This window comes from Streptomyces sp. NPDC093600, assembly GCF_044764755.1.
Taxonomy (GTDB): Bacteria; Actinomycetota; Actinomycetes; order Streptomycetales; family Streptomycetaceae; genus Streptomyces.
Genome location: NZ_JBIWIU010000014.1, coordinates 115,215 through 137,872 on the forward strand (window position 1 = coordinate 115,215; position 22,658 = coordinate 137,872).

The 22,658-nt window shown below is 71.4% G+C and carries 23 protein-coding genes; 11 read left to right on the top strand and 12 right to left on the bottom strand.

Annotated elements, in window-relative coordinates; translation table 11 throughout:
- Positions 1 to 174: 174 nt before the first annotated feature.
- Together ACIRB4_RS27900 and ACIRB4_RS27905 are read left to right on the top strand one after the other, a co-directional pair.
- Positions 175 to 462 (top strand): hypothetical protein, encoded by a 288-nt coding sequence (locus ACIRB4_RS27900; RefSeq protein ID WP_403294959.1) that lies wholly within the window; start codon positions 175 to 177, stop codon positions 460 to 462.
- 51 nt (positions 463 to 513) lie between these two features.
- The gene (locus ACIRB4_RS27905; protein WP_403294960.1) at positions 514 to 798 is read left to right on the top strand and encodes an antitoxin; all 285 of its coding nucleotides are present in this window, start codon (positions 514 to 516) and stop codon (positions 796 to 798) included.
- Between the two features lie 120 nt (positions 799 to 918).
- On the opposite strand, the gene ACIRB4_RS27910 is transcribed toward ACIRB4_RS27905, so the two are convergent.
- The 5 genes from ACIRB4_RS27910 to ACIRB4_RS27930 all read right to left on the bottom strand — a co-directional run bounded on the left by ACIRB4_RS27910 (position 919) and on the right by ACIRB4_RS27930 (position 6,346).
- Positions 919 to 1,647, bottom strand: coding sequence for a class III extradiol dioxygenase subunit B-like domain-containing protein (locus ACIRB4_RS27910; protein WP_403294961.1), 729 nt, complete (start codon positions 1,645 to 1,647; stop codon positions 919 to 921).
- 42 nt (positions 1,648 to 1,689) lie between these two features.
- Positions 1,690 to 3,210: a tRNA (N6-isopentenyl adenosine(37)-C2)-methylthiotransferase MiaB gene (miaB, locus tag ACIRB4_RS27915; protein ID WP_403294963.1), complete on the bottom strand. Its 1,521-nt coding sequence runs from the start codon at positions 3,208 to 3,210 to the stop codon at positions 1,690 to 1,692.
- An 88-nt stretch (positions 3,211 to 3,298) separates the two neighbouring features.
- Positions 3,299 to 3,970, bottom strand: coding sequence for a hypothetical protein (locus tag ACIRB4_RS27920; RefSeq protein ID WP_403294964.1), 672 nt, complete (start codon positions 3,968 to 3,970; stop codon positions 3,299 to 3,301).
- A gap of 22 nt (positions 3,971 to 3,992) precedes the next feature.
- Complete coding sequence (pdxA, locus tag ACIRB4_RS27925) at positions 3,993 to 5,003, bottom strand: 4-hydroxythreonine-4-phosphate dehydrogenase PdxA (protein ID WP_403294965.1); 1,011 nt, start codon at positions 5,001 to 5,003, stop codon at positions 3,993 to 3,995.
- Positions 5,000 to 6,346: a four-carbon acid sugar kinase family protein gene (locus tag ACIRB4_RS27930; protein WP_403294966.1), complete on the bottom strand. Its 1,347-nt coding sequence runs from the start codon at positions 6,344 to 6,346 to the stop codon at positions 5,000 to 5,002. The genes pdxA and ACIRB4_RS27930 overlap by 4 nt, the downstream gene beginning before the upstream one ends.
- Positions 6,347 to 6,461: 115 nt before the next feature.
- On the opposite strand from ACIRB4_RS27930, the gene ACIRB4_RS27935 reads away from it, so the two are divergent.
- Positions 6,462 to 7,367, top strand: coding sequence for a LysR substrate-binding domain-containing protein (locus tag ACIRB4_RS27935; RefSeq protein ID WP_403294967.1), 906 nt, complete (start codon positions 6,462 to 6,464; stop codon positions 7,365 to 7,367).
- 112 nt (positions 7,368 to 7,479) lie between these two features.
- Positions 7,480 to 8,478, top strand: a complete 999-nt coding sequence (locus ACIRB4_RS27940) for a TAXI family TRAP transporter solute-binding subunit (protein ID WP_403294968.1) — start codon at positions 7,480 to 7,482, stop codon at positions 8,476 to 8,478.
- 13 nt (positions 8,479 to 8,491) lie between these two features.
- On the opposite strand, the gene ACIRB4_RS27945 is transcribed toward ACIRB4_RS27940, so the two are convergent.
- Both ACIRB4_RS27945 and ACIRB4_RS27950 read right to left on the bottom strand, forming a co-directional pair.
- Positions 8,492 to 9,895 (bottom strand): ATP-binding protein, encoded by a 1,404-nt coding sequence (locus tag ACIRB4_RS27945; protein WP_403294969.1) that lies wholly within the window; start codon positions 9,893 to 9,895, stop codon positions 8,492 to 8,494.
- Positions 9,896 to 9,911: 16 nt separating this feature from the next.
- Positions 9,912 to 10,616, bottom strand: a complete 705-nt coding sequence (locus tag ACIRB4_RS27950) for a response regulator transcription factor (RefSeq protein WP_403294970.1) — start codon at positions 10,614 to 10,616, stop codon at positions 9,912 to 9,914.
- Positions 10,617 to 10,887: 271 nt separating this feature from the next.
- On the opposite strand from ACIRB4_RS27950, the gene ACIRB4_RS27955 reads away from it, so the two are divergent.
- The 5 genes from ACIRB4_RS27955 to ACIRB4_RS27975 all read left to right on the top strand — a co-directional run bounded on the left by ACIRB4_RS27955 (position 10,888) and on the right by ACIRB4_RS27975 (position 16,405).
- A complete protein-coding gene (locus ACIRB4_RS27955) occupies positions 10,888 to 11,673 on the top strand; it encodes an amino acid ABC transporter ATP-binding protein (RefSeq protein ID WP_403294971.1) in 786 nt (261 codons plus the stop codon).
- A gap of 71 nt (positions 11,674 to 11,744) precedes the next feature.
- A complete protein-coding gene (locus ACIRB4_RS27960; RefSeq protein ID WP_403294972.1) occupies positions 11,745 to 12,662 on the top strand; it encodes a glutamate ABC transporter substrate-binding protein in 918 nt (305 codons plus the stop codon).
- A gap of 194 nt (positions 12,663 to 12,856) precedes the next feature.
- On the top strand, positions 12,857 to 13,504 hold the full coding sequence (locus tag ACIRB4_RS27965) for an amino acid ABC transporter permease (protein WP_403294973.1): 648 nt from the start codon (positions 12,857 to 12,859) through the stop codon (positions 13,502 to 13,504).
- A complete protein-coding gene (locus ACIRB4_RS27970; RefSeq protein ID WP_403294974.1) occupies positions 13,501 to 14,436 on the top strand; it encodes an amino acid ABC transporter permease in 936 nt (311 codons plus the stop codon). The genes ACIRB4_RS27965 and ACIRB4_RS27970 overlap by 4 nt, the downstream gene beginning before the upstream one ends.
- Before the next feature lie 163 nt (positions 14,437 to 14,599).
- Positions 14,600 to 16,405: an FAD-dependent monooxygenase gene (locus ACIRB4_RS27975; RefSeq protein ID WP_403294975.1), complete on the top strand. Its 1,806-nt coding sequence runs from the start codon at positions 14,600 to 14,602 to the stop codon at positions 16,403 to 16,405.
- Between the two features lie 99 nt (positions 16,406 to 16,504).
- Here ACIRB4_RS27975 and recX read toward each other — a convergent pair whose 3' ends face one another.
- Positions 16,505 to 17,071: a recombination regulator RecX gene (gene recX, locus ACIRB4_RS27980; RefSeq protein WP_403294976.1), complete on the bottom strand. Its 567-nt coding sequence runs from the start codon at positions 17,069 to 17,071 to the stop codon at positions 16,505 to 16,507.
- A 4-nt stretch (positions 17,072 to 17,075) separates the two neighbouring features.
- On the bottom strand, positions 17,076 to 18,209 hold the full coding sequence (gene recA / locus ACIRB4_RS27985; protein WP_403294977.1) for a recombinase RecA: 1,134 nt from the start codon (positions 18,207 to 18,209) through the stop codon (positions 17,076 to 17,078).
- 464 nt (positions 18,210 to 18,673) lie between these two features.
- Between recA and ACIRB4_RS27990 the strand changes: the two genes are divergently transcribed.
- Positions 18,674 to 19,153 (top strand): DedA family protein, encoded by a 480-nt coding sequence (locus ACIRB4_RS27990; RefSeq protein ID WP_403294978.1) that lies wholly within the window; start codon positions 18,674 to 18,676, stop codon positions 19,151 to 19,153.
- A gap of 18 nt (positions 19,154 to 19,171) precedes the next feature.
- Here the strand turns inward: ACIRB4_RS27990 and ACIRB4_RS27995 are convergent, their stop codons facing one another.
- A complete protein-coding gene (locus tag ACIRB4_RS27995) occupies positions 19,172 to 20,362 on the bottom strand; it encodes an MFS transporter (protein WP_403294980.1) in 1,191 nt (396 codons plus the stop codon).
- A 38-nt stretch (positions 20,363 to 20,400) separates the two neighbouring features.
- On the opposite strand from ACIRB4_RS27995, the gene ACIRB4_RS28000 reads away from it, so the two are divergent.
- The gene (locus tag ACIRB4_RS28000; protein WP_403294981.1) at positions 20,401 to 20,997 is read left to right on the top strand and encodes a CGNR zinc finger domain-containing protein; all 597 of its coding nucleotides are present in this window, start codon (positions 20,401 to 20,403) and stop codon (positions 20,995 to 20,997) included.
- A gap of 27 nt (positions 20,998 to 21,024) precedes the next feature.
- Here ACIRB4_RS28000 and ACIRB4_RS28005 read toward each other — a convergent pair whose 3' ends face one another.
- Positions 21,025 to 22,170 carry an AI-2E family transporter gene (locus ACIRB4_RS28005; protein ID WP_403295000.1) on the bottom strand — a complete coding sequence of 382 codons (1,146 nt, stop codon included), beginning with the start codon at positions 22,168 to 22,170 and terminating at the stop codon, positions 21,025 to 21,027.
- A gap of 267 nt (positions 22,171 to 22,437) precedes the next feature.
- Positions 22,438 to 22,632, bottom strand: a complete 195-nt coding sequence (locus ACIRB4_RS28010; RefSeq protein WP_403294982.1) for a DUF3046 domain-containing protein — start codon at positions 22,630 to 22,632, stop codon at positions 22,438 to 22,440.
- Between the last annotated feature and the right edge of the window lie 26 nt (positions 22,633 to 22,658).

Consider the following 22,658-nt stretch of genomic DNA (forward strand, 5'->3'; position numbering starts at 1 on the left):
TCTCGCAAACCTCCCGCCGAGTCCCCGAATGAGCGACGTGACGGCCCGCATCCGGGTTCGTTGCCTGTTGCGAGGTTCCGACCGCCGGTTTCCGTACCGGCTGCACCGGGCGGCGCAATGGGCCGCACCGGGCGCCGCGGGGCTTCTCCCACACGAGTACGCTATGGAGTGGAAATGGGCGTTTTTGCAATGTTTCGCCGTAAGGGCAAGGAAGCTGCCGAGGCGTCACCGCAGGAGACCGAGGCCGTCGCCCTGACGTCGGAGGCGGAGGAGGCGGAGGAGGCGAAGAGCGCCTCCGAGGCCCCCGCCGCCGAGGCCGAGGCGACCGAGGACAGCGGGACCGCGGGGAACACCGAGCCGGCGCCGGCCGTTGCCGAAGCGGCCGAGTCGGTGGAGATCCCCAAGCAGCAGTCGGCCGGGGAAGCGGCGGACAACGAGGCCGGCGAGAGCGCCCGGAAGTAGCTCCTGGAGACAGGGCACGGCAATACGGTTCAACCGGAGGGAAGGTGACCCATGGGTCTCCTGGATTCACTGAAGGCCAAGCTCGCCCCGGCCAAGGACAAGGTCTCCGACCTCGCACAGCAGCACGGGGACAAGATCGATCACGGCCTGGAGAAGGCCGCGAAGGTGGTCGACGAGAAGACCAAGGGCAAGTACAGCGGCAAGATCCAGTCGGGCACCGGCAAGGCCAAGGAGGCTCTGGACCGAATCGCCCACAAGGACGACGGGCCCAGCGGCGACGCGACCAAGGGCGACGGCACTCCTGGCGGAGGCCCGACCCCGCCGCCGGCCGCCTGACGCCCGGCGTCACCTGACGTTCCCTCCGCACGGCGGACGGCCGCGGAGCACATCGCTCCGCGGCCGTCCGCCGTTCGTACGGGGTTCGTTGTTGTCGGGATTGCCGGTCGTCCCCGTGTCCTAGGACCAGGCGGCGACGAAGTAGCCGACGCCGTAAGGGGCGTCCTCGTACAGCAGACGGCCCTCCAGGCCCGCGCCCTCGGCGGCGCCCGCGAGGACCTGCCAGGGGGCCCGCCCGGCCGCCTTCAGCTCGTACGCGAGGTTCTCGTCCAGGCCGAGCAGGGCCTCCGTGTCGGCGCTTCCCAGCGCCCTGGCCGCCACGGCGTCGAAGGGGGCGGCGCGCTCGTCCAGATAACCGGGGGCCTTGACCGAGCGGCAGGCACTGCCGTCGCCCATGACCAGCAGCGCCACGCGCTCGGCGGAGGCGGCCAGCTCACGGCCGGTGGCGACGCACCGGCCGCGCTCCACCCGCTCCCCCACTCCCAGCCCCTCGACCGGCGCGCCGGACCGGTCGGCGCGCTCCAGGAGCCAGGCGGCGACGGCGAGCGACGCGGGCAGCGGCCGGGCTCCGGCCCGTGTGTCGCGTCCGGTCGGCCCGTCGGTGCCGAGTCGTACGGCGAGGTCGACCCCGAACCCGGCGAAGGACCCCGTGGAGCCCTCGGGGTACGTGCCGAGGGCGCCCTCGGCCGCGGGCCCGACGACATAGAGCCGATCGGGCCGGGACGCGGCCAGCAACCCCAGGGCGTCCGCGCACGCCACCCGTGCGGCGTGGAGTTCGGGGGCGGCTCCGGCCGCGACCTCGGGCACGAGCAACGGCGGACACGGACAGACGGCTGCGGCGACAAGCATGATCCGCAGCCTACTGCGACGGCGGGTCCCCGCCCGCGGGTGTCAGTGGCTGCCGCAGGCCGGCGCGGAGGCGGCGGGAAGCGGCTCCGGCACACCGATCTTCGGCAGGCCGAGCAGGACGCCCGCCGGCTTGGCGGCGGCCTGGGTGGTGCGCTTCTCCCAGGCGTCGCCGGAGCGGGTACGCCGTACCGATGTCGTCGGGCCTTCGGCGAGCAGGTGGTGCGGGGCGGCGTAGGTGATCTCGACGGTCACCACATCGCCCGGGCGGACCTCCTGGTCCGGCTTGGTGAAGTGGACCAGTCGGTTGTCGGGGGCGCGGCCGGAGAGGCGGTGCGTGGTGCCGTCCTTGCGCCCCTCGCCCTCCGCGACCATGACCTCAAGGGTCCGGCCGACCTGCTTCTTGTTCTCCTCCCAGGAGATCTCCTCCTGGAGCGCCACCAGGCGTTCGTAGCGCGCCTGCACGACCTCCTTGGGGATCTGCCCCTCCATCTCGGCCGCGGGGGTACCGGGCCGCTTGGAGTACTGGAAGGTGAAGGCGTTGGCGAACCGGGCCTCGCGGACCGTGTGCATCGTCTGCTCGAAGTCCTCCTCGGTCTCGCCGGGGAAGCCCACGATGATGTCGGTGGAGATGGCGGCGTGCGGGATCGCGGCGCGCACCTTCTCGATGATCCCGAGGAAACGCTCCTGCCGGTACGAGCGGCGCATCGCCTTGAGGATCGTGTCCGAACCGGACTGCAGCGGCATGTGCAGCTGCGGCATGACGTTCGGGGTCTCGGCCATCGCCGCGATCACGTCGTCCGTGAAGTCGCGGGGGTGGGGCGAGGTGAAGCGGACCCGCTCCAGGCCCTCGATCTTCCCGCAGGCGCGCAGCAGCTTCGAGAACGCCTCGCGGTCGCCGATGTCGGAGCCGTACGCGTTGACGTTCTGGCCGAGCAGGGTGATCTCGGAGACGCCCTCGGCGACCAGGGCCTCGATCTCGGCGAGGATGTCACCGGGACGGCGGTCCTTCTCCTTGCCGCGCAGCGCCGGGACGATGCAGAAGGTGCAGGTGTTGTTGCAGCCGACGGAGATCGACACCCAGGCGGCGTAGGCGGACTCGCGCCGGGTCGGCAGCGTGGAGGGGAACGCCTCCAGCGACTCGGCGATCTCGATCTGCGCCTCTTCCTGGATACGGGCGCGCTCCAGGAGGACCGGCAGCTTGCCGATGTTGTGCGTACCGAAGACGACGTCGACCCAGGGCGCCTTCTTGACGATGGTGTCGCGGTCCTTCTGGGCGAGGCAGCCGCCGACGGCGATCTGCATCCCGGGGCGCGAGGTCTTCATCGGGGCGAGCCGGCCGAGGTTGCCGTACAGCTTGTTGTCGGCGTTCTCGCGAACGGCGCAGGTGTTGAAGACGACGACGTCGGCGTCACCGTCGGCGCCCTTGGGGGCGCGGACGTAGCCGGCGTCCTCCAGCAGACCGGAGAGCCGCTCGGAATCGTGGACGTTCATCTGGCACCCGTAGGTGCGGATCTCATAGGTCTTGGGTTCGCCCACGGCGAGGCTCCGGTCGATGCTAGTCACGTCTCTAGGGTAAGGGCCGGCGGAGGAGTGCCGGCCCGGCCCTCTCGTGGGCGAGCGGGCGGGCGGGCGTGCGCCCTGTATGTGCGTCCTAGGAGGCGGCGACGGCCTCGGCCACCGCGGTGAGCTGGGCGCCGAGCGTGCCCGCGTCACGGCGGAGGGAGCCGTTGAAGGCCGCGGAGCCGACGGTGAAGGCGTCGGCGCCCGCGTCGGCGAGGGCGCGGATCTGGTCGGGGGTGGTGATGCTTCCGGCGACCACGAGCCGGCCGGTGGTCGCGGCGCGTGCGGCGCGGACGAGGTCGAGAGGGTCGGCGTCGGTGGCGCGGTGGGCGAGGAGGTCGACGCCCGCGCAGCCCGCCGTCGCGGCTCGGCGGCAGTCGTCGGCGATACGGTCCGGACCGCCGGCCAGGCGGGTGGGGTGCCCGAGGGGTTGGCCGACGAAGGGCAGGTACTCGATGCCCGTCCCGGCGAGGAGTGCCTGCGTCTCGTCGATCCAGGTGCCGCCCATGAGCCGGTCGACACCGAGGTCGATCGCGCTCCTGACGGAGGTGAGGGCCTGCTCCCGCGTGGTGCTGACCACTTCGAGGTAGCTGGTGGCGCCCCTGTCCTTGATCCGGCGGTGGAGCCGGGCGAGGGTCGGGGGGTCGACGCCGATGTCCTTGAAACCGATGTGGCCGATGTCGAGGTCCGCGACGGAGTCGAGGACGCGCAGGCAGTCCGTGACGGTCCTGTCGTCACGGGTGAGCATGAAGATGAAGTCCACGGGTGTCCTCCGGAGGCATCGATCAGGTCGGTGGCGAGGGGTCTGCGGGGCGTCCGTCAGGTCCGGCGGTCAGGTCGGCGGCCTGGTGCAGGGCGGTGAGCAGGCTCGTGTGGTCCGCGGTGCCGTGTCCCGCGATGTCGAAGGCCGTGCCGTGGTCGACGCTCGTGCGTACGAAGGGCAGGCCGATGGTGATGTTGACGCCGCGTTCGAGCCCCAGGTACTTGACGGGGATGAGCCCCTGGTCGTGGTACTGGGCGACGACCGCGTCGAACTCCCCCGCCCGGGCCCGCATGAAGACCGTGTCCGCCGGCCACGGCCCGCTCGCCTCGATGCCCTCGGCCCGTGCGCCCCGGACGGCCGGCTCGATGATGTCGAGGTCCTCGCGCCCGAAGAGCCCGTTCTCACCCGCGTGCGGGTTGAGCGCGGCCACGGCGATACGGGGGTGGGCGAGCCCGCCGCCCCGGAGGGTGCGGTCGGTCAGCCGGATGATCTCCAGCTCGCGGGCGGTGGTGAGTGCGTCGAGGGCCGTACGCAGCGACTGGTGGACGGTGACCAGGACGACCCGCAGCTCGTCGTTGGCCATCATCATCGCGTAGTCCTTCGTGCCCGACAGCTCGGCCAGGATCTCCGTGTGCCCGGGGTAGGGCAGGCCGGCCAGGCGGAGCGCCTCCTTGTTGATCGGCGCGGTGGTCAGGGCCCGGATCTCGCCGCGGAGCGCGAGTTCGACACCCCGCCGTACGTACCGGAAGCAAGCCATCCCTGCGCGGGCGTCCACCGTGCCCGGGGCCAGGTCCGCGGGGAGTCCGCCCTCGGTGAGCACGTCCATGACACCCCGGGTCGGACGGGCCTGGGCCACGGAGTCGATCGCCCGGACGGTCAGGGCCGTGCCCGTGGTGCGGCAGGCGCGGGCGAGGACGTCCGGGTCCCCGATCACGACGACCGGGGGCCGGCGGGCGGGGTCGGCGTGCGCCTTGACGGTGATCTCGGGTCCGATGCCGTTCGGGTCACCCATGGTGACGGCGATGGGCTTCACGCGCGCGTGCTCCTTTCGTCGCCTTCGGTGAGAAGGCGGCACAGCCGGTCGAGCGTTCCCTCGTCCCCGAACCCGCCGGCCTTGATCAGGACGGGGATGCCCGGCGTGCCGAGCAGCGTGCCGCGGGCGATCCCGGGCTCGGGTTCGTCGTACAGGTCGATCCCGGTGGCACCGAGCCCCCGGAGGACGGTGACAGCGGTCTCTCCCCCGGTCAGGACGAGCCCGTCGACCAGACCGTCCGCCACCAACCTCCCCGCCGCCAGGGCCAGATCGCGGGTGAGTGAGCCCGGGGCGGAAGCCTCGCGGCGGGCGTCGGGCGTGTGGACGACCCGTACCGCCGCCGCCGTACGCCGCAGCGCCTCGACCGCGGCGAGGGGGTCACCGGCCGCCACCGCGGCCACGTCCGGTCGTCCGCGCAGTCGGTCCAACTGGCGCCGGGTCGCCGGATTCGCGCTGCCGACGACCACCAGTGGACGGCGTGCGGCGGACAGAGCGGTCGCGGGGGCGGTGGCAGCAGCGGTACGGGTGTGGCGCCGGGCCAGCGCAGCGGCGAGGCCCGGGGAGCCGACCCACAGCACGCCGCCGACCTCCGGCACCGCGGAGACGACACGGTCCAGATCGCCGTCCCTGGTGGCCGAGCAGACGAACAGGCCGCCGCTGTCGACCAGTTCGGGCAGGCGGTCCAGCTGGTCGGGTTCGAGGACGACGGCCTCCGGCAGGAGGTGCGTGAGGTCCGAGGAGGTGACCGGGTGCGCCGGGTCGCGGCCGAACGCGCTCTCGTGCACCGGAACTCCGTGGACATGCTGGATCCCCCGGACCGTGGTCCGGCCCTCCGCCGGGAAGGCGGGGGCGATCACCACGGCACGGCGGCGCGAGCCCGCGTGGGCGGCGCGGATCTCGGCGGCGACATGGCCCCTCAGCGTGGAGTCGACCGTCTTGATCAGCAGGTCGGCTCCGGCGTACGCCTGGGCGGCCCGCCGTGTCTCGGCCACGGCCTCGCCCAGGCCGAGCAGCCGGCTGCCGAGGTCGACGGCCACCACACCGCTCACCCCCTCGGCCCCGGCCCCGGTCACGGTCACGGGGGCGCTGAGGAGCACCCGGGCGCGGTGACCGCCCCTGCGGAAGGGGGCCGCGCCGTCACCGGCGCTGGTCAGGTCGTCGGCGAGGACGGCGATGCTGGACGCGACCGCGCGGGGGTCGAGCGGGCGGGCCGTGTGAGGTGTTCGCGCTGCCGTCGGTCCGTGGGGCGCCTGAGGTTCGTGTGACGCCTGCGGTATCGGGGGAGCCTGCGATGCCAGGGGTGCCCGCGATGCCCGCGGTCCCTCGTGTTCCTGGTGCGCCATCCTGATGCGTCTTCCTCGGATCGGATCGCCGGTCGGTGACGTCGCCAACCCTCCCGCCCACGAAGCCCCTGGACAAGCGATTCCTTCTCACCCCACCTGTGAGTAGATTTCACGCATGCGCTGGCCCGACCTCCCGCCGCCGAACACCCTCCTCCCGTTCGAGGCGACCGTGCGGCACGCGAGCATGACCCGCGCCGCACACGAACTCCACGTCACCCACGGGGCGGTCAGCCGGCAGATCCAGAAACTGGAGAAGGCCCTCGGCACCCCCCTGTTCGAGCGCGAAACGCGGTCCCTGCGACCCACCCCGCAGGCGCGCCGGCTGGCAGCCGCCGTCCGTGACGCGCTCGATCAGATCGACTCGGCGGCCCGGGAGATCTCCCGCCGTGAGCGGGGCGGTCCGATCGCGCTCTCCTGCGAGCCCACGCTGCTGATGCGCTGGCTGATCCCCCGCCTGCCGGATCTCGCCGTCCAGGTTCCCGGCCTCACCGTGCATCTGTCGGCGGGCGGCGGCCCAATCTCCTTCGAGCGGGAGACCATCGACCTCGCCGTGCGCAGGGACGACTTTCCGGTACCGGCGGGGGTGAGCCGCGCCTACCTCTTCGCGGAGCGAATCGGTCCGGTCTGCAGCCCGGATCTGGCGCAGCGCCTGAGCCGGGTGGAGGATCTCGGCAGCCTGCCGCTCCTGCACACCAGCACCAGGCCGCAGGCGTGGGACGACTGGGGGCGGCTCACCGGGACGCGTGTCGAAGGCGCCTCGCAGCAGACCTTCGAGCACTTCTATCTGGCGTTGCAGGCGGCCGTCGCCGGGGTGGGCGTCGCGATCGGCCCGTACGCCCTCGTCCATGACGATCTCGTCCGCGGACAGCTGGTGGCGCCCTTCGGCCTGGTCGCCGACGGCACGCGCTACCACCTGCTCAGCCCGCGGCCGCCCGAGGAGGACGCCCGGGTCTCCCGGCTGCTCGACTGGCTGCGGAGCCAGGCGGCCCGACTCCGGCCGCCCGAGGAACTGAGGGCCTGACGACCTGAGGGCCTGACACCCGGCCGACCGCGCTCGCCGCACACGGCCGGCTCGCCGCGTACGGCCCCGGCGGGCCTGGCCAGCGCGGGGGCCGAGCTGGCAGGATCGCGCCATGCTCGCCACCCTCTCCCGCGCCGCCCGACGCCGTGCCCTCCAGCTGGCCGCGGCGCTCCTGGTGGTGGGCGGACTGCTCGTCTGGTGGCTGATTCCTTTCGGTCCTCCGGCGCCGAGCGGCACGGTAACCTTCAGTACCGGCGTGCCCACCGGGGTCTACCAGCGGTACGGCGAGCTGCTGAAGCAGGCTCTCGCCCGCGATCTGCCGGATGTCTCGATAACGCTCAGGAACAGCGAGGGCTCCCAGCAGAACCTGGCGCGGCTCGCCTCCGGCGAGGCGGATTTCACGATCGCGACGGCCGACGCGGTCGCCCAGTACCAGCGGGACCGGAAGCCGGGGTTCGACCGGCTGCGCGGTTCCGCCCGCCTCTACGACGACTACGTACAGCTGGTGGTCCGTAAGGAGTCGCCCGTCCGGTCGGCGGCCGATCTGCGCGGGCTGCGGGTGGGCGTCGGACAGGAGGGCTCCGGGGTGAGGCTCGTCGCGGACCGGGTCCTGGCGGCCGCCGGGCTCACCCCGGACGTCGACATCCAGCCGGTATCGGCCGGTATCGACACGATGCCGTCGCTGCTGGAGCGCAAGCAGCTCGACGCGTTCTTCTGGTCGGGCGGGCTGCCCACCCATGCGGTCCAGACCCTCTCCGACCGCCTTCCGGTACGACTCGTTCCGCTGGACGCCGCCCTGGTGGACAGGCTCCACGACGGGGGCGGGTCGACCCGCCACTACCGCTCCGCGGTCATCCCGGCCGACGCCTACGCCCGGGCCCAGGACGGACAGCCGGTGGAGACACTGGCCGTGGCGAACCTCCTTGTCACCACGGCCGAGACGGACGCGGATCTGGTGGAGGGCTTCACCCGTACGGTGATCAGGAGCCGGGACCGGATCGGCCGGGAGGTCCACCCGGCGCAGCTGGTGGACCTCCGTACCGCGATCTACACCGAACCGCTGAGACTGCACGAGGGCGCGCGGCGCTACTACCGATCGGTGAAGCCGTAGGCCGCAGGGCCTCTCATTCGCTCCGTGTCTGGGGCGCCGACCGTGGCACCGTCACCGTCACGCGCAGCCCGTGCGGCTCGTTGGGCGCGAAGTCGATCGAGCCTCCCCCGGCCGCGAGCAGCACCCGGGAGATGGAGAGGCCCAGACCCGACCCCTTGACGTTCTGATGGCGGTTGCTGCGCCAGAACCGGTCACCCACGCGGTCGAGCTCCTCCGGGGTGAGCCCGGGCCCGCCGTCCGCGACCACGATCGCGCAGGTGTCGCCCTCAGGGGCCACGGTCACGGTGACCTCCTCGCCCGCCGGGGTGAACTTCAGCGCGTTGTCGATGATCGCGTCGAGGGCGCTGGAGAGCGCCACCGGGTCCGCCCACGCCGTCACCGCCCGGTGCTCGCCGCTCAGCCGGACGCCCTTCTCCTCCGCGAGCGGCCGCCAGGACGCGATCCGCTCGGCGACCAGCGCGCCGACGTCGGTGAGCCGCAGATCGGCGGCCGCGTGCTCGGCGAGCGCGAGGCCGAGCAGGTCGTCGAGGACCTGCGCGAGCCGCTTGCCCTCGGTACGCACGGAGGCGATCTCCTCGTTGCCCTCGGGGAGTTCGAGCGCGAGGAGTTCGATGCGCAGCAGGAGCGCGGCGAGCGGGTTGCGGAGCTGGTGGGACGCGTCGGCGACGAAGGCGCGCTGCTGTTCGAGGACGTCCTCGACGTTGTCGGCCATCTCGTTGAACGAGTGGGCCAGCCGCCGCAGTTCGGGCGGCCCGCCGGCGGCGGCGACCCGGGACTTCATCCGGCCGGTGGCGATGTCGTGGGTGACGGCGTCCAGGACGCGGACGGGCCGCAGGACCCAGCCCGTCAGTCGGAACGCGGCGCCGACGGCGAGCAGCATCGCGGCGGACTCACCGGCCACGATGAGCAGCCACCCGCGCAGGATCGCCGACCGCAGCCGTCCGGTGGGCGAGTCGGTGACCACGACGGCGACGACGTCCCCGTCCCGTACGACCGGTGAGGCGATGGTGAGCCGGGCGTGGTCCTGCCACGGCCAGACCTGCGGCGGGTCGTGGCTGCGGCGGCCGAGCAGCGCCTCCTGGAAGGCCCGGTGCCCCTCACCCTCGGAGGGGACGACCCAGTCGTCGGGTGCCGCGGCCATGGCACGCTTGTCGCGGTAGAAGATCCCGGTACGAATGCCGTAGACGTCGTGGTAGCTGGCGAGTTCGCCGTCCAGGGTCGTGCGGCGCTCGTCGATTCCCGGTCCGGTCTCGCTGACGAACTGGGCGAGCGCGGCGAACCGCGCCGCGTCGTCGAGCCGGTCGACGATCACGCGCTGCTGTTCGGAGGCGGCGAGGCTGGCGGCGAGCGGGAAGCCGAGGGCGAGCAGGACCCCGGCCATCAGGACGATGAGGAGCGGGAGGAGGCGTGTGCGCACGGGTGGGGTCCGGCGGCTACGCGGCCGGGGCGACCAGGCGGTAGCCGACGCCGCGCACGGTCTCGATCAGGGCGGGCATCCGCAGCTTGGAGCGCAGCGAGGCGACGTGCACCTCCAGGGTGCGGCCGGTCCCTTCCCAACTGGTGCGCCACACCTCGCTGATGATCTGCTCGCGCCGGAAGACGACCCCGGGCCGCTGCGCGAGCAGCGCGAGGAGGTCGAACTCCTTCCGCGTGAGCTGGACGGGTGCGCCGTCGACGGTGACCCGCCGGGTGGGCAGTTCGATGCTGACGGAGCCGAGCAGCAGCGCGCTGCCGTCGCCGGGCGCGGTGGACTCCTCGCCCCCGGTGGTGCGCCGGCTGACGGCGTGGATCCGGGCGAGCAGCTCCCCGGTGTCGTACGGCTTGACCACGTAATCGTCGGCGCCGAGGTTCAGGCCGTGTATGCGGGAGCGGACGTCGGCCCGCGCGGTCACCATGATCACCGGCGTGGTGGTGAGCTTACGGATCCGGCCGCAGACCTGATATCCGTCCTGGTCGGGCAGGCCGAGGTCGAGCAGGATCACTCCGTACGCGGGGCGCTCGCCGTGTGCGGCGGGCAGCACCGCCTGGAGCGCCTCCTCGCCGTTGCGGGCGTGCGTGACCGTGAACCCGTGCTTCGCCAGTACGGCGGACAGGGCCGCGGCGACGTGATCGTCGTCCTCGACGAGCAGCAGTCTCATGACCCTCCTCCGTGGCTCGATGTTCAGGTGATGGTGTTCTGTGTACCAGGGTGTACCAGGGCATGAACGCCGATCGTCGGCGTCACAGTCAAGTCTCCCCCTGTTACGCCAGGGTTTCTGTTATGGACCCGGTACGCCGTGCGCGTCCCGTTCACGCAGTGTGTCCGGTTGCGGCCGGATCGTTATCCTCAATTTCCGCTCAGATGTAATGACGGTGGTCGCACCGCGTGCCTAGTGTCCTCCCAACCGAGGAGGACGGAGCAAGAAGCCGATGAGCGGAGTGTCAGTGACCAAGGGCTCGGAAGACGCCGTAGCGGCGGCGGGCGACCTGGTCGTGCTGTCCAACGTGAACAAGCACTTCGGCGCGCTGCATGTGCTCCAGGACATCGACCTGACGATCGCCCGTGGCGAGGTCGTGGTCGTCATCGGGCCCTCCGGGTCCGGTAAGTCCACACTGTGTCGCACGATCAACCGACTGGAGACGATCGACTCCGGCAGCATCACCATCGACGGCCGCCCGCTGCCCCAGGAGGGCAAGGAGCTGGCCCGTCTCCGTGCCGATGTGGGCATGGTCTTCCAGTCCTTCAATCTCTTCGCGCACAAGACCGTGCTCGAGAACGTGATGTTGGGACAGGTCAAGGTCCGCAAGGCGGAGAAGTCGGCCGCCGAGACCAAGGCGCGTGCGCTGCTCGACCGGGTGGGTGTCGGCACGCAGGCCGACAAGTACCCGGCGCAGCTCTCCGGCGGCCAGCAGCAGCGTGTCGCGATCGCGCGGGCGTTGGCGATGGACCCGAAGGTCATGCTGTTCGACGAGCCGACCTCGGCCCTCGACCCCGAGATGATCAACGAGGTCCTCGAGGTCATGCAGCAGCTGGCGCGGGACGGCATGACGATGGTGGTCGTCACCCACGAGATGGGATTCGCGCGCTCCGCCGCCAACCGCGTCGTGTTCATGGCCGACGGCAAGATCGTCGAAGAGGCCACGCCCGACCAGTTCTTCAGCAACCCGCGCAGCGACCGGGCCAAGGACTTCCTGTCGAAGATCCTGCACCACTGACCATCTCGTCAGCGGGCTTCCCCCATGCTTCACCTGTCGATCAGCAACCCACGAACAAAGGGATGTTCACCATGAAGCTCCGCAAGAGCGCGGCCGTGGCCGTCGCCGTCCTCGCGCTGACCGCCACCGCCTGTGGTGGCAAGGAGGGCTCCGCCGGCGACAAGCCCGCCGTGAAGCCCGGCGACAAGAGCGCTCCCCAGCTCCCCAAGTACATCGTCGCCACGGACGTGAAGCTGGACTCGCCGACCCTCGAGGAAGCGCAGAAGCGCGGGAAGCTGATCATCGGCTCCAAGGCCGACCAGCCCTACCTCGGCTTCGAGGACCAGGCCACCAAGGAGCGGTCCGGCTTCGACATCGAGATCGCCAAGATGATCGCGGCGGAGCTCGGTTTCAGCGAGGACAAGATCGAGTGGAAGACCGTCGACTCCAAGCTCCGTGAGACGGCGATCTCCACGGGCCAGGTCGACTACTACGTCGGCACGTACACGATCAACGACAAGCGCAAGGCGCAGGTCGGCTTCGCGGGTCCGTACTACAAGGCGGGCGCCGACCTCCTGGTCCGCAAGGACGAGACCGCGATCACCGGCCCGAAGAGCCTCAAGGGCAAGAAGGTCTGCTCCATCACGGGCTCCACCCCGCTGCAGGAGATCAAGAAGCCCGAGTACGGCGCCCAGACCACCGAGCTCGCCAAGTACTCGGACTGCGTGCAGCAGCTGCTCACCAAGCAGGTCGACGCCGTCACCACCGACGACGCCATCCTCAAGGGCTACGCCGCCGCCAACGCCGGCAAGCTCAAGGTCGTGGGCGACCCGTTCACCGAGGAGCCCTACGGCGTCGGCATGAACAAGGACGACAAGGCCCTCCGGGACAAGATCAACGACACGCTGGAGAAGTACGTCAAGGACGGCACGTACAAGAAGATCTACGAGGCCACCCTCGGTCTGTCCGGCTCCGACTACGTCGCGCCGCCGGCCCTCAACCGCTACTGAGCCTCTGCTTGACATCGGGCGCCCCGTACGGACGTACGGGGCGCCGCTCCCCCTGCGCCCGTACACCGTGCGCGTCCACCGTGCCCGTAAGCCCGTGCGCGTCCACCGTGCCCGTAAGCCCTTGTCCGAAGCCCTTGTCCGTAAGCCTTGGCACGCCTCGACCGTAGGCCGCTGACCGCCGACGCGGAGACCTCATGAACGTACTGCTCGACCATTTCCCGGAGTTCCGCGACGGCTTCATAGGAACCGTGTCGATCACCGCCGTCAGCTCGGTCATCGCGCTGCTCCTCGGCGTCCTCGTCGCCGGCTTCCGGGTCTCGCCCGTTCCGCCGCTGCGCTTCTTCGGCACCCTCTGGGTGACGCTGCTGCGCAACACCCCTCTGACGCTGCTCTTCCTCGTCTCGTTCTTCGTGATCCCGGAGATCCTCTTCCCGGGGATGAGCCCCTTCGTACTCGCCTCGCTCGCGCTCGGCTTCTACACCTCCGCCTTCGTCTGCGAAGCCGTCCGCTCCGGCATCAGCACGGTGCCGATCGGTCAGGCAGAGGCCGCCCGCTCGCTGGGCATGACCTTCTCGCAGACACTGCGGATGATCGTGCTGCCGCAGGCGACCCGGACCGTACTGCCGCCGCTGAGCTCGATCTTCATCGCGCTCACCAAGAACTCGGCCATCGCCGGCGCCTTCAGCGTCACCGAACTCTTCGGCTGGCAGACGCTGATGAGCGAGCAGGGCTACGCCATCGCGCCGGTGTTCATCTGGGTCGCCGCCGCCTACCTGGTCATCACCTTCACGATCAGCGGGATCTTCCGTCTCCTTGAGCGCCGCATGGAGGTCGCCCGATGAGTGCCAGCGTTCTCTACGACAGCCCCGGACCCAAGGCGCGCGTCCGCAACCGGATCTACGCCGTCCTCGGCACCGTCGCCATCGTGGCGCTGCTCGCCGTGAGCGTGCTCCGGCTGAGCGACAAGGGGCACCTCGACCCCGCGATGTGGGACATCTTCAACTATGCGGGCATCCGGCAGAACATCGCCGACGCCGTGCTCGCCACCCTGAAGGCGTTCGGCCTGGCGGCCGTCGGCTCGCTCGTGCTCGGCGTACTGCTCGCCGTGGCCCGGCTCTCCGACCACCAGCCGGTTCGCTGGTTCGCGACGGCCTTCATCGAGGTCTTCCGCTCCATCCCGCTGCTGATCACGATCTATGCCGTATGGGTCGGCTTCCTCACCGACTACTCGATGTGGGCGCTGGCGCTCGGCCTGTCGATCTACAACGGCTGTGTGCAGGCCGAGGTGCTGCGCGCCGGCGTCAACGCGGTGCCCAAGGGCCAGCGTGAGGCGGCATACGCCCTCGGCATGACCAAGACGCAGGTCATGACGACCGTCCTGCTGCCGCAGGCCGTGCGGTCGATGCTGCCGACGATCATCAGCCAGCTGGTCGTCACCCTGAAGGACACCTCGCTCGGCTTCGTGATCCTCTACCCGGAGCTGCTCCAGACGGCCCGGCTGATCGCCTCCAACACGCAGGTGAACGGCCAGTACCCGTACGTCTCCACCATCGTGGTCATCGGCACCATCTACATCGCGATGTGTCTGGTGCTCTCCGCCCTCGCCACCTGGATCGAGAAGCGGGGCCGCCGGGCCAAGACCGGGATCGTCGTACCCGACCCGACGGCGACGGCGATCGTGCTGAGCAGCGACGCCGCGCAGGGCATCGGCGGCGGTGGCGGCACCGACGCAGGGCCCGACCGGAACGACGGGCCTGGCATCACGAAGAACTGACAGTATGTGACATCATCCGGGGGCAGTGGCGGCCGCGCCGCTGCCCCCGTCACTTGACGCACGCACCCGCAGTGGGTTGCATACGTTCTGTGATCACGCACCGGGCTCGCGCCACCCTTCGCTGTGCTTCCCGCATGACCGAACGGCCTTCAGGAGCCACGCCGTGGACCCGGTGATCATCGTCGGCGCGGGGCCCGTGGGCCTCGCGCTCTCCCTTGCCCTGGCCTCGCAGGGCGTACCCAGCGTCGTCCTCGACGAGGGGCCCGGCAAGGAGGAGTCACGCCCCGCCCGTACGGTGGTTCTCCGTGCCGACATGGCGGCGATGGTGGAACGCCTGGGTTGCACCACCCTGCGTGACGAGGGAGTCCGCTGGGTCGGCTGGCGCTCTCTGCGCCGGAAGCAACAGATGAGGCACATCGAGCTGAGTCTCGGCCTCGGCGGTACGGAGAGTGACGAGGAGGGGCCTGCGGCTCCGCTGCACCTCCCTCAACACGCCCTCGCGCGCGGGCTGCGCGACGCGATCGCCGGGCAGGAACTCGTCCAGCTGATCTCCGACGCCCGGCTCGACGGGATCGAGCAGGACGCGGGCGGCATCACCGCGCACACCCGGGGGCCCGGGGCGACCTGGTGGCGCGGCAGCCATCTGGTCGGCTGCGACGGCGCCCGTTCGACCGTGCGGAAGCTGCTCGGCGTCCGCTTCCCGGGCCGTACGGCCGTGGAGCGCCACGCGGTCGCGGCGCTGCGCACCGAACTGCCCTGGCCCGGTGAGGCGGTGTTGCACCGTCAGCCGCCGTGGCGCAGCAGCGGCGACGAGATCTCGGCGCGCCCGCTGCCCGACGGGGTCTGGCGGATCGACTGGCTGCTGCCGCCGCGCGGCGAACTCGTCACGCCCGACGCGCTCGTCACCCGCATCCGCGAGACGCTGGCCGGCTGGTGCGGCGGCGAGACACCGCCGTACGAACTGATCGACACCGGCGTCCACACCTTGCACCACCGGCTCGCCCGGCGCTGGCGGGTGGACCGGGTCTTCCTCGCGGGCGACGCGGCCCATCTCCTCGGCGCGGTCGGCACCCAGGGGCTCGACGAGGGGCTTCGGGACGCGGACAACCTGGCGTGGAAACTCGCGCACGCCTGGCACCACGGGGCCTCGGACACGCTGCTCGACAGTTACCAGAGCGAGCGGCGGGCGGCCGTCGCCTCGCGCCTGCGGGCCGCCGACCAGTCGCTGCCGGTGCTGCGTGGCGGTGGGGGCCTGCGGACCTACCTGCCGGGCGGCTCGCGCGGCCACGACACCCTGCTGACCGACGGGCACCTGGGGCGCGGTCCCCTGGGCGCGCCGCCTGCCTACCCGCACTCCCCTCTCGCCGCCCCGGACGCCGGTGCTTCCTCGGCCCCGGTGGCCACGGGCGTCGGCGCACCGGTGGAGGACGTACGGGTGACGGCGCCGGACGGCACGACGGTACGGCTGCGGGACCGGCTCGGTCGGGGGCGGCTCCTGGTCGTCCTGGTCGCCCCGGGGACGGGCGTGTGGGACCGGCGGCACTGGATGAGCGCGGGGGTGATGCCCCAGCTCGCCGAGGCGGTGCGCGCGCTGCCGGCGCGGGCGGAGCTGCTCGTGACCGAGGCGTACCCGGGCGCGGCGGCCCACACCGTCCTGCTCGTACGTCCGGACGGGCATCTGGTCGCCTCGTTCTCCGGCGTTCGTCCCGCTGAGCTGTACGCGGCGGCGGACGCGGCACGGGGCGGGGCGGTGGCGAAAGCGAAGGAGCTGCCGAGGCCGGCGCCTGCGCCCGGGTCCGGGGCGGGGGTGCGGGCGGCGTCGGGGTCCGGGTCCGGGGCTCGGGCAGGCGCGGCGTCCGGGGCCGGGTCCGGGTCGGCGTCCGCGCCGAAGGGGTCGGTCGAGAGTGGCTCCGAGGGAGCGGCCAAAACCGTGTCCGAGAAGAGCGACCGGACCGCGGACGTCACATGACTCGCGTGGGCCCACATGGTGTCCTCCGGAGCGTGACCGACACCGATGCACCTGTTGTGGCGGTGGGGCCCGCCGCGCCCCAATCGCCTGCCCCTCGGCCTAGAAGGGCTCTTCCAGCCCCTCCGTGTCCTCGCCCTCCTCCTCCAGCGCCTGTCTGACGACCCGCAGGGCCATGCCCTCCGCGTACCCCTTGCGGGCGAGCATGCCCGCCAGCCTGCGCAGCCGGCGGTCGCGCTCCAGGCCGCGAGTGGCCCGGAGCTTGCGGTCGACGAGCTCGCGCGCGGTGATCTCCTCCTGTTCGGAGTCGAGCTGACCCACCGCCTCCTGGATCAGCGACGGATCGACGCCCTTGGTCCGCAGCTCGCGGGCGAGGGCCCGGCGTGCCAGACCCCGGCCGTGGTGCCGGGACTCCACCCACGCGTCCGCGAAGGCGGCGTCGTCGATGAGACCGACGTCCTCGAAGCGGGAGAGGACCTCCTCGGCGACCTCGTCCGGAATCTCCCGCTTGCGCAGCGCGTCGGCGAGCTGTTTGCGGGTGCGGGGGGTCCCGGTGAGCAGGCGCAGGCAGATCGCCCGCGCCCGCTCAGCCGGATCCTGGGGCGACAGCTCCTTCTCGGCCCTCGACGAGTCGGGGCTGTCGCCCGGCCATTCGGTGCGCCCGGTCACCGCGTCAGCTCTTGGCCGCCGGGGCCTTGGTCGCCTTGGTGGCCTTCGCCGCCGGGGCGGCGGCCTTGGCCGCGTCGTCCGCGGCCGGCGTCTCGGCGGTCCCCGCGGCGCCCGCGGCCGGCTCGGCCGAGGCCTCCTGCGGCCGGACTCCGACGCCCAGCTTCTCCTTGATCTTCCGCTCGATCTCGTTGGCGAGGTCGGGGTTGTCCTTCAGGAAGTTACGGGCGTTCTCCTTGCCCTGGCCGAGCTGGTCGCCCTCGTACGTGTACCAGGCGCCGGCCTTCCGGACGAAGCCGTGCTCCACGCCCATGTCGATCAGGCCGCCCTCGCGGCTGATGCCCTGGCCGTAGAGGATGTCGAACTCGGCCTGCTTGAAGGGCGGCGCGACCTTGTTCTTGACGACCTTGACGCGGGTGCGGTTGCCGACCGCGTCCGTACCGTCCTTGAGGGTTTCGATCCGGCGGATGTCGAGGCGCACCGAGGCGTAGAACTTCAGGGCGCGGCCACCGGTCGTGGTCTCCGGCGAGCCGAACATCACGCCGATCTTCTCGCGGAGCTGGTTGATGAAGATCGCGGTGGTCTTGGACTGGTTGAGCGCGCTGGTGATCTTCCGGAGGGCCTGGCTCATGAGCCGGGCCTGCAGACCCACGTGCGAGTCACCCATCTCGCCCTCGATCTCCGCACGCGGGACGAGCGCGGCGACGGAGTCGATGACGATGAGGTCGAGGGCGCCGGAGCGGACCAGCATGTCGACGATCTCGAGGGCCTGCTCGCCGTTGTCGGGCTGGGACAGGATGAGGTTGTCGATGTCGACGCCGAGCTTCTTGGCGTACTCGGGGTCAAGGGCGTGCTCGGCGTCCACGAAGGCGACCTGGCCGCCGGCCTTCTGAGCGTTGGCGACGGCGTGCAGGGTCAGGGTCGTCTTACCGGAGGACTCCGGGCCGTAGACCTCCACGACACGGCCGCGCGGCAGCCCGCCGACGCCGAGGGCGATGTCGAGGGCGGTCGATCCCGTGGGGATCACCTCGATCGGCTCCTGGGTGCGGTCGCCCATGCGCATCACGGCGCCCTTGCCGAATTGGCGTTCAATCTGTGCGAGCGCGGCGTCGAGGGCCTTCTCGCGGTCGGTTCCTGCCATGGGTTCCACCCGGTTTGCTTGAGTCGATCGCTTCATGTGAAAGACGCTAACCCCTGCCACTGACAATGGGCCCCGACGTCCGTCCGCCCTGTGGATAACTCGACGGCACCCCCACCGAAAAGCCCGTGATCCAAGGGCCGGAACCCCAATAAGAATGGATGTTCGATTTTCGTGTCAAGCGCACCACGCCGACGGTGGAGCCCGATGCGACCGAGCGCCGCATGTGGCCACCGAGCCCAGGGTCGGCGAGGCGGCGAGCCCGGTGCCCTATACCCCCCGTATGCGCGTTCAGTTAGGCTGGCCTTACCTGGCTGCGGGGCAGCCATGTGTCGGAACGGACAGAGGCAGGGCGCGGGTGAGAGACGGTGACCGAGCTAGTGCGCCGTCACGCGCCCACTGGGGCGGGACGCCCGTGCGAGTGACGGGACTCCCGCGTTCCGGCCCGGAGCTCGGGGCGAGGCGTCGTGGATAGGATCGCGCTCACTGCCGGAGCCCTGTATGTCATCGTTCTGCTCCGCGCCGGAGGGACGTTCGCCGTCGGGTGGCTCGCCGGCGCCGGTGCCCGGCGCAGCAGGTTCGCCGAGCGGATCTCCTCGGCGAAGTTCCGGCGCGCCGAGCGGGCGATCCAGCGCTGGGGCGCCCCGGTGGTGGCCGTCTCCTTCCTGACCGTCGGTTTCCAGACCGCCGCCAACTTCCTCGCGGGCAGCATGCGCATGCCGTTGCGCCGCTACCTCCCCGCCCTGTTCGTGGGCGGAGCGGCCTGGGCGCTGATCTACGCGACCGCGGGGCTCGGCGTGCTCGCTGTGCTGGGAAGGCTCTTCGCCGAGCGGACGGCCCTCGGCGTGTCCGCGGTGGCCGTCCTCCTCGCGGTGTGCGGCGTAGTGGTGTACCGCAGAAGGAGGGCGGCCCTGCCCTCCGGTGACACCGTGGACGAGGAATCGTGAGCGCCCCCGACCGCACGCTCAGGCTGCGTCGGCGCGGGGTGCCGGAACCGCGAAGAAGGCCAGTGCCCCCAGAGCCGCCACACTCGCCGCGAGCGCCAGAGCGCCCGGCAGGGACCAGCTGACGACCGGTCCGGCGACCGCCGCCCCCAGGGCGAAACCGGTGATCTTCACGCTGGCGCCCGTGGTGAAGATCTGGCCGCGCAGGTGTTCCGGCGACTCTCGGTGGCGGATCGCGAACAAAGCGGCCAGTTGGGGCCCTTCACCGATCCCAGCGAGGAACGCGGCCAGGATGAGTACGACGGGTCCGCCCGACGCGGCCAGGGACAACGCGGCAGCCTGGACGAGAGCACCGGCCCAGATGATCGTGTCGGGGGCAAGGGGGCGCGGAAACCGGGCGAGCACGGCGGTGGCCACCAGGGCGGAGACCGCTGTGCAGGAGAGCAGCACCGCGCCACGGCCGGTCCCGCCCAGGACGCGCTCACCCAGGAGTGCGACGCAGGCCGTGAGCATGCCTTGAGCGGCACAGGAGAGGACCGAGGTGAGGGTCGCCCGGGCCAACGGCGGCCGTCCCACGATGATCCGCGCCCCGGCGGCAAGGTCACTGATCACCGCGGCCGCCCGACCGCCCCGCACCCGACGGGGACGACCGGGACGGGCAGGCAGCAGCCACGCGGCGGGCCATGCCGAAGCGATGAGAGCCGCGGAGACCACCACGGCAGCCGGGGCCCCCAGCACCTCCGCCACGCCGCCGACGAGAGCCGGACCGGCCAGACCGGCCAGACCGAAGGTGACAGCATCGAGTGCGTTCGCCCGAGGCAGGTGGCCGTCCGGCACCACACGGGGAAGCTGAGCGGTCCAACCGCCCGACAGGGCCGGCCCCAGCAGCCCCGTGACCACCGCGATCAGGATGATGACGGCGAGCGGCAGGCGGCCGAGGCCCGCGAGAACCGTCCCCAGGCCCGCCGCGTACAGGACCAAGGCTCCCGCCAGCAGGCGGCCCGGCCGTCCCGCTCTGTCGAGGAGCACCCCGAGCACCGGCCCCCCTACCGCGGCGGAGACGGTGATGCCCGCGAGCAACGACGACGCGTCGGTGGTCGATCCGGCCAGGGCGAATGCGGCCAGCATCAGCGCCGGTCCCGACATCTCGTCCCCGGCGCGAGCTGCCACCGCCCCCGCGAGATAGGAGGGCAGCGCGTAACGGTTTTTCATCTACGAGACGTTACGGAAGTAACTCAAAACTCTTCAATATGCGTTACATTCCGCAGGTGTCCTCCCTCATCGACGACTGGTCGACCCGGCACTCCGTGCTGGCCACGGCCCGACGGACCGCCGCCCTGATCAACGCTCTCGCCGGCGAACCTCCCGACCCCGCCGATGTCGCCGACGTCCTGCGCGCGTACGGCGAGACAGACCCCGTCGACCTCACCCCCGACGAACTCGCCAGGATGCGCGCGGCCGCCGCCCTGCTGCGGGAGGTCTTCGCAGCGGAGCACACCGACAGCGCCGCCGCGGCCCTCAACCGCCTCCTGCGGGAGCACACCGGGCCACTCCGCCTGACCTCACACGGTGGCGGTACCCCCTGGCACCCCCACCTCGACCGCGACGACGACGCCCCCTGGGACGAGTGGCTCCTGGCCTCGTCCTGCATGGCCCTGACCGTCCTCCTCTGGGACCGTCAGCGCCCGCCCGGCAGGATCTGCGCGTCACCCGGCTGCCAGAACGTCTTCATCGCCCAGGGCAGTGGACCGGAACGCCGCTACTGCTCCCGCCGATGCGCGACCCGCGAACGGGTCGCGGCCCACCGACGCTCCCGCTCCACCGAGCGGCCGGGCGAAACCACGTAGGGCGGCCGGGACCACCGCTGAGCGGGGTCAGGCCCCGTCCTTGCCGGGCCGCGCCTGGCCCTGCTCCTTCTTGTGGTGCAGCGCCTTCTGCAGCCGGGCCACCACCGCCTCGCCGTAGCGCCGGTGGCCGTGGACGCGCGGGTCGTCGGTCACGTCGTACCGCTTCACATAGGCGCCGAGGAACGCCTGGAGGGTGGCGACGGCCGGAATCGCGATCAGCGCGCCGACCGCGCCCAGGAGCGCCGTACCGGCGACCACGGAGCCGAACGCCACCGCCGGGTGGATGTTCACGGTCTTCGAGGTCAGCTTCGGCTGCAGGACGTAGTTCTCGAACTGCTGGTAGACCACGACGAAGACCAGCACCCACACGGCGTACCAGGGGTTCACGGTGAACGCGAGCAGCATCGGCAGGGCGCCCGCCAGATACGTACCGATGGTGGGGATGAACTGCGAGACCAGACCGACCCACACCGCGAGCGCGGGCGCGTACGGCACGCCCAGGACCTCCAGCAGGACGAAGTGGGCGGCGCCGGAGATCAGCGCCATCAGTCCGCGGGAGTAGATGTAGCCGCCGGTCTTGTCGACCGCGATCTCCCAGGCGCGCAGCACCTCGGTCTGACGGGCCGGCGGCAGGACGGAGCACAGGGCGCGTCGCAGACGCGGGCCGTCGGCGGCGAAGTAGAACGAGAACAGGAAGATCGTCAGCAGCTGGAACAGGCCGCCGAGGACGGTGGCCGAGACGTCCAGGACGCCCGTCGCGCTGTTCTGGACGTACTTCCGCAGCCAGTCGGAGCGCAGCAGGCTGTCCTGGACCTCGACCCGGGAGAGCTCGGTACGGAAGGTCTGGTTGATCCAGTGGATGACCGAGTCGAGGTACTTGGGGAAGTTCTCGACCATGTCGACGATCTGGCCCGCGAGCATCGAGCCGAGGAGGACGACGAAGCCGACGCCGACGACCATGACGGCGAAGAAGACGAGGAAGGTCGCGAGGCCGCGGCGCATCCCTCGGGCCGCCATGCGCCCGACGGCCGGCTCGATGGCGAGGGCGAGGAAGAAGGCGACCAGGATGTTGACCAGCAGCCCGATGAGCTGGTGGAAGGCCCAGCTGCCGAGCTGGAAGCAGGCGTACAGCGCGAGGGCGAGGACCAGGGCACGCGGCAGCCAGCGGGGCATCCGGGCATTGGGCGGCACGGCCTCCTCCGCGGAGTCGTTTCTCCCGCCCCCCGCGTCGCCTCCGGCCGCCCGGCCGCCCGCCGTCACGCCCGGTCCGGGCGTCGGCCGCCCGGGCGCCGCCGCGCCACCGGCCGCCTTCCTGCCGGTCTCGTCGGTGCTGCCGGTGTCGCCGGTCTCATCGGTTTCGTCAGTCGGAGCCACGCAGCCAGTCTCGCGCACCGGACGGACATCGCGTCCCTCCCCTTCGCGTCACCGCTTCTCTGCGCGTCACCGCTTTTCGTCGGGAACGCCGACGGCCGCGCAGACCGCCCGCCACACGTCCTTCGCCTCCCAGCCGGCCTGCAGTGCCTCGTACACCGTCCGGCCGCCCAGTTCCGACATCACATGGTCCCGCGCGAAGGACTCGGCGTAGGACGGACCGAAGTGGTCCGCCATCCGCTCCCAGAAAATCGTCAACCGCATGACCCCAGTATCCCGCTCCCAAGAGT

What these genes read in the sequence shown, in the direction of transcription:
- ACIRB4_RS27900 (WP_403294959.1), top strand. Translation starts at nt 175, where the DNA reads ATGGGCGTTTTTGCAATGTTTCGCCGTAAGGGCAAGGAAGCTGCCGAG.
- ACIRB4_RS27905 (WP_403294960.1), top strand. Translation starts at nt 514, where the DNA reads ATGGGTCTCCTGGATTCACTGAAGGCCAAGCTCGCCCCGGCCAAGGAC.
- ACIRB4_RS27910 (WP_403294961.1), bottom strand. Translation starts at nt 1,647, where the DNA reads ATGCTTGTCGCCGCAGCCGTCTGTCCGTGTCCGCCGTTGCTCGTGCCC.
- ACIRB4_RS27930 (WP_403294966.1), bottom strand. Translation starts at nt 6,346, where the DNA reads ATGGCGCACCAGGAACACGAGGGACCGCGGGCATCGCGGGCACCCCTG.
- ACIRB4_RS27935 (WP_403294967.1), top strand. Translation starts at nt 6,462, where the DNA reads ATGCGCTGGCCCGACCTCCCGCCGCCGAACACCCTCCTCCCGTTCGAG.
- ACIRB4_RS27940 (WP_403294968.1), top strand. Translation starts at nt 7,480, where the DNA reads ATGCTCGCCACCCTCTCCCGCGCCGCCCGACGCCGTGCCCTCCAGCTG.
- ACIRB4_RS27950 (WP_403294970.1), bottom strand. Translation starts at nt 10,616, where the DNA reads ATGAGACTGCTGCTCGTCGAGGACGACGATCACGTCGCCGCGGCCCTG.
- ACIRB4_RS27955 (WP_403294971.1), top strand. Translation starts at nt 10,888, where the DNA reads ATGAGCGGAGTGTCAGTGACCAAGGGCTCGGAAGACGCCGTAGCGGCG.
- ACIRB4_RS27960 (WP_403294972.1), top strand. Translation starts at nt 11,745, where the DNA reads ATGAAGCTCCGCAAGAGCGCGGCCGTGGCCGTCGCCGTCCTCGCGCTG.
- ACIRB4_RS27965 (WP_403294973.1), top strand. Translation starts at nt 12,857, where the DNA reads ATGAACGTACTGCTCGACCATTTCCCGGAGTTCCGCGACGGCTTCATA.
- ACIRB4_RS27970 (WP_403294974.1), top strand. Translation starts at nt 13,501, where the DNA reads ATGAGTGCCAGCGTTCTCTACGACAGCCCCGGACCCAAGGCGCGCGTC.
- recA (WP_403294977.1), bottom strand. Translation starts at nt 18,209, where the DNA reads ATGGCAGGAACCGACCGCGAGAAGGCCCTCGACGCCGCGCTCGCACAG.
- ACIRB4_RS27995 (WP_403294980.1), bottom strand. Translation starts at nt 20,362, where the DNA reads ATGAAAAACCGTTACGCGCTGCCCTCCTATCTCGCGGGGGCGGTGGCA.
- ACIRB4_RS28000 (WP_403294981.1), top strand. Translation starts at nt 20,401, where the DNA reads ATGCGTTACATTCCGCAGGTGTCCTCCCTCATCGACGACTGGTCGACC.
- ACIRB4_RS28005 (WP_403295000.1), bottom strand. Translation starts at nt 22,170, where the DNA reads ATGCCCCGCTGGCTGCCGCGTGCCCTGGTCCTCGCCCTCGCGCTGTAC.
- ACIRB4_RS28010 (WP_403294982.1), bottom strand. Translation starts at nt 22,632, where the DNA reads ATGCGGTTGACGATTTTCTGGGAGCGGATGGCGGACCACTTCGGTCCG.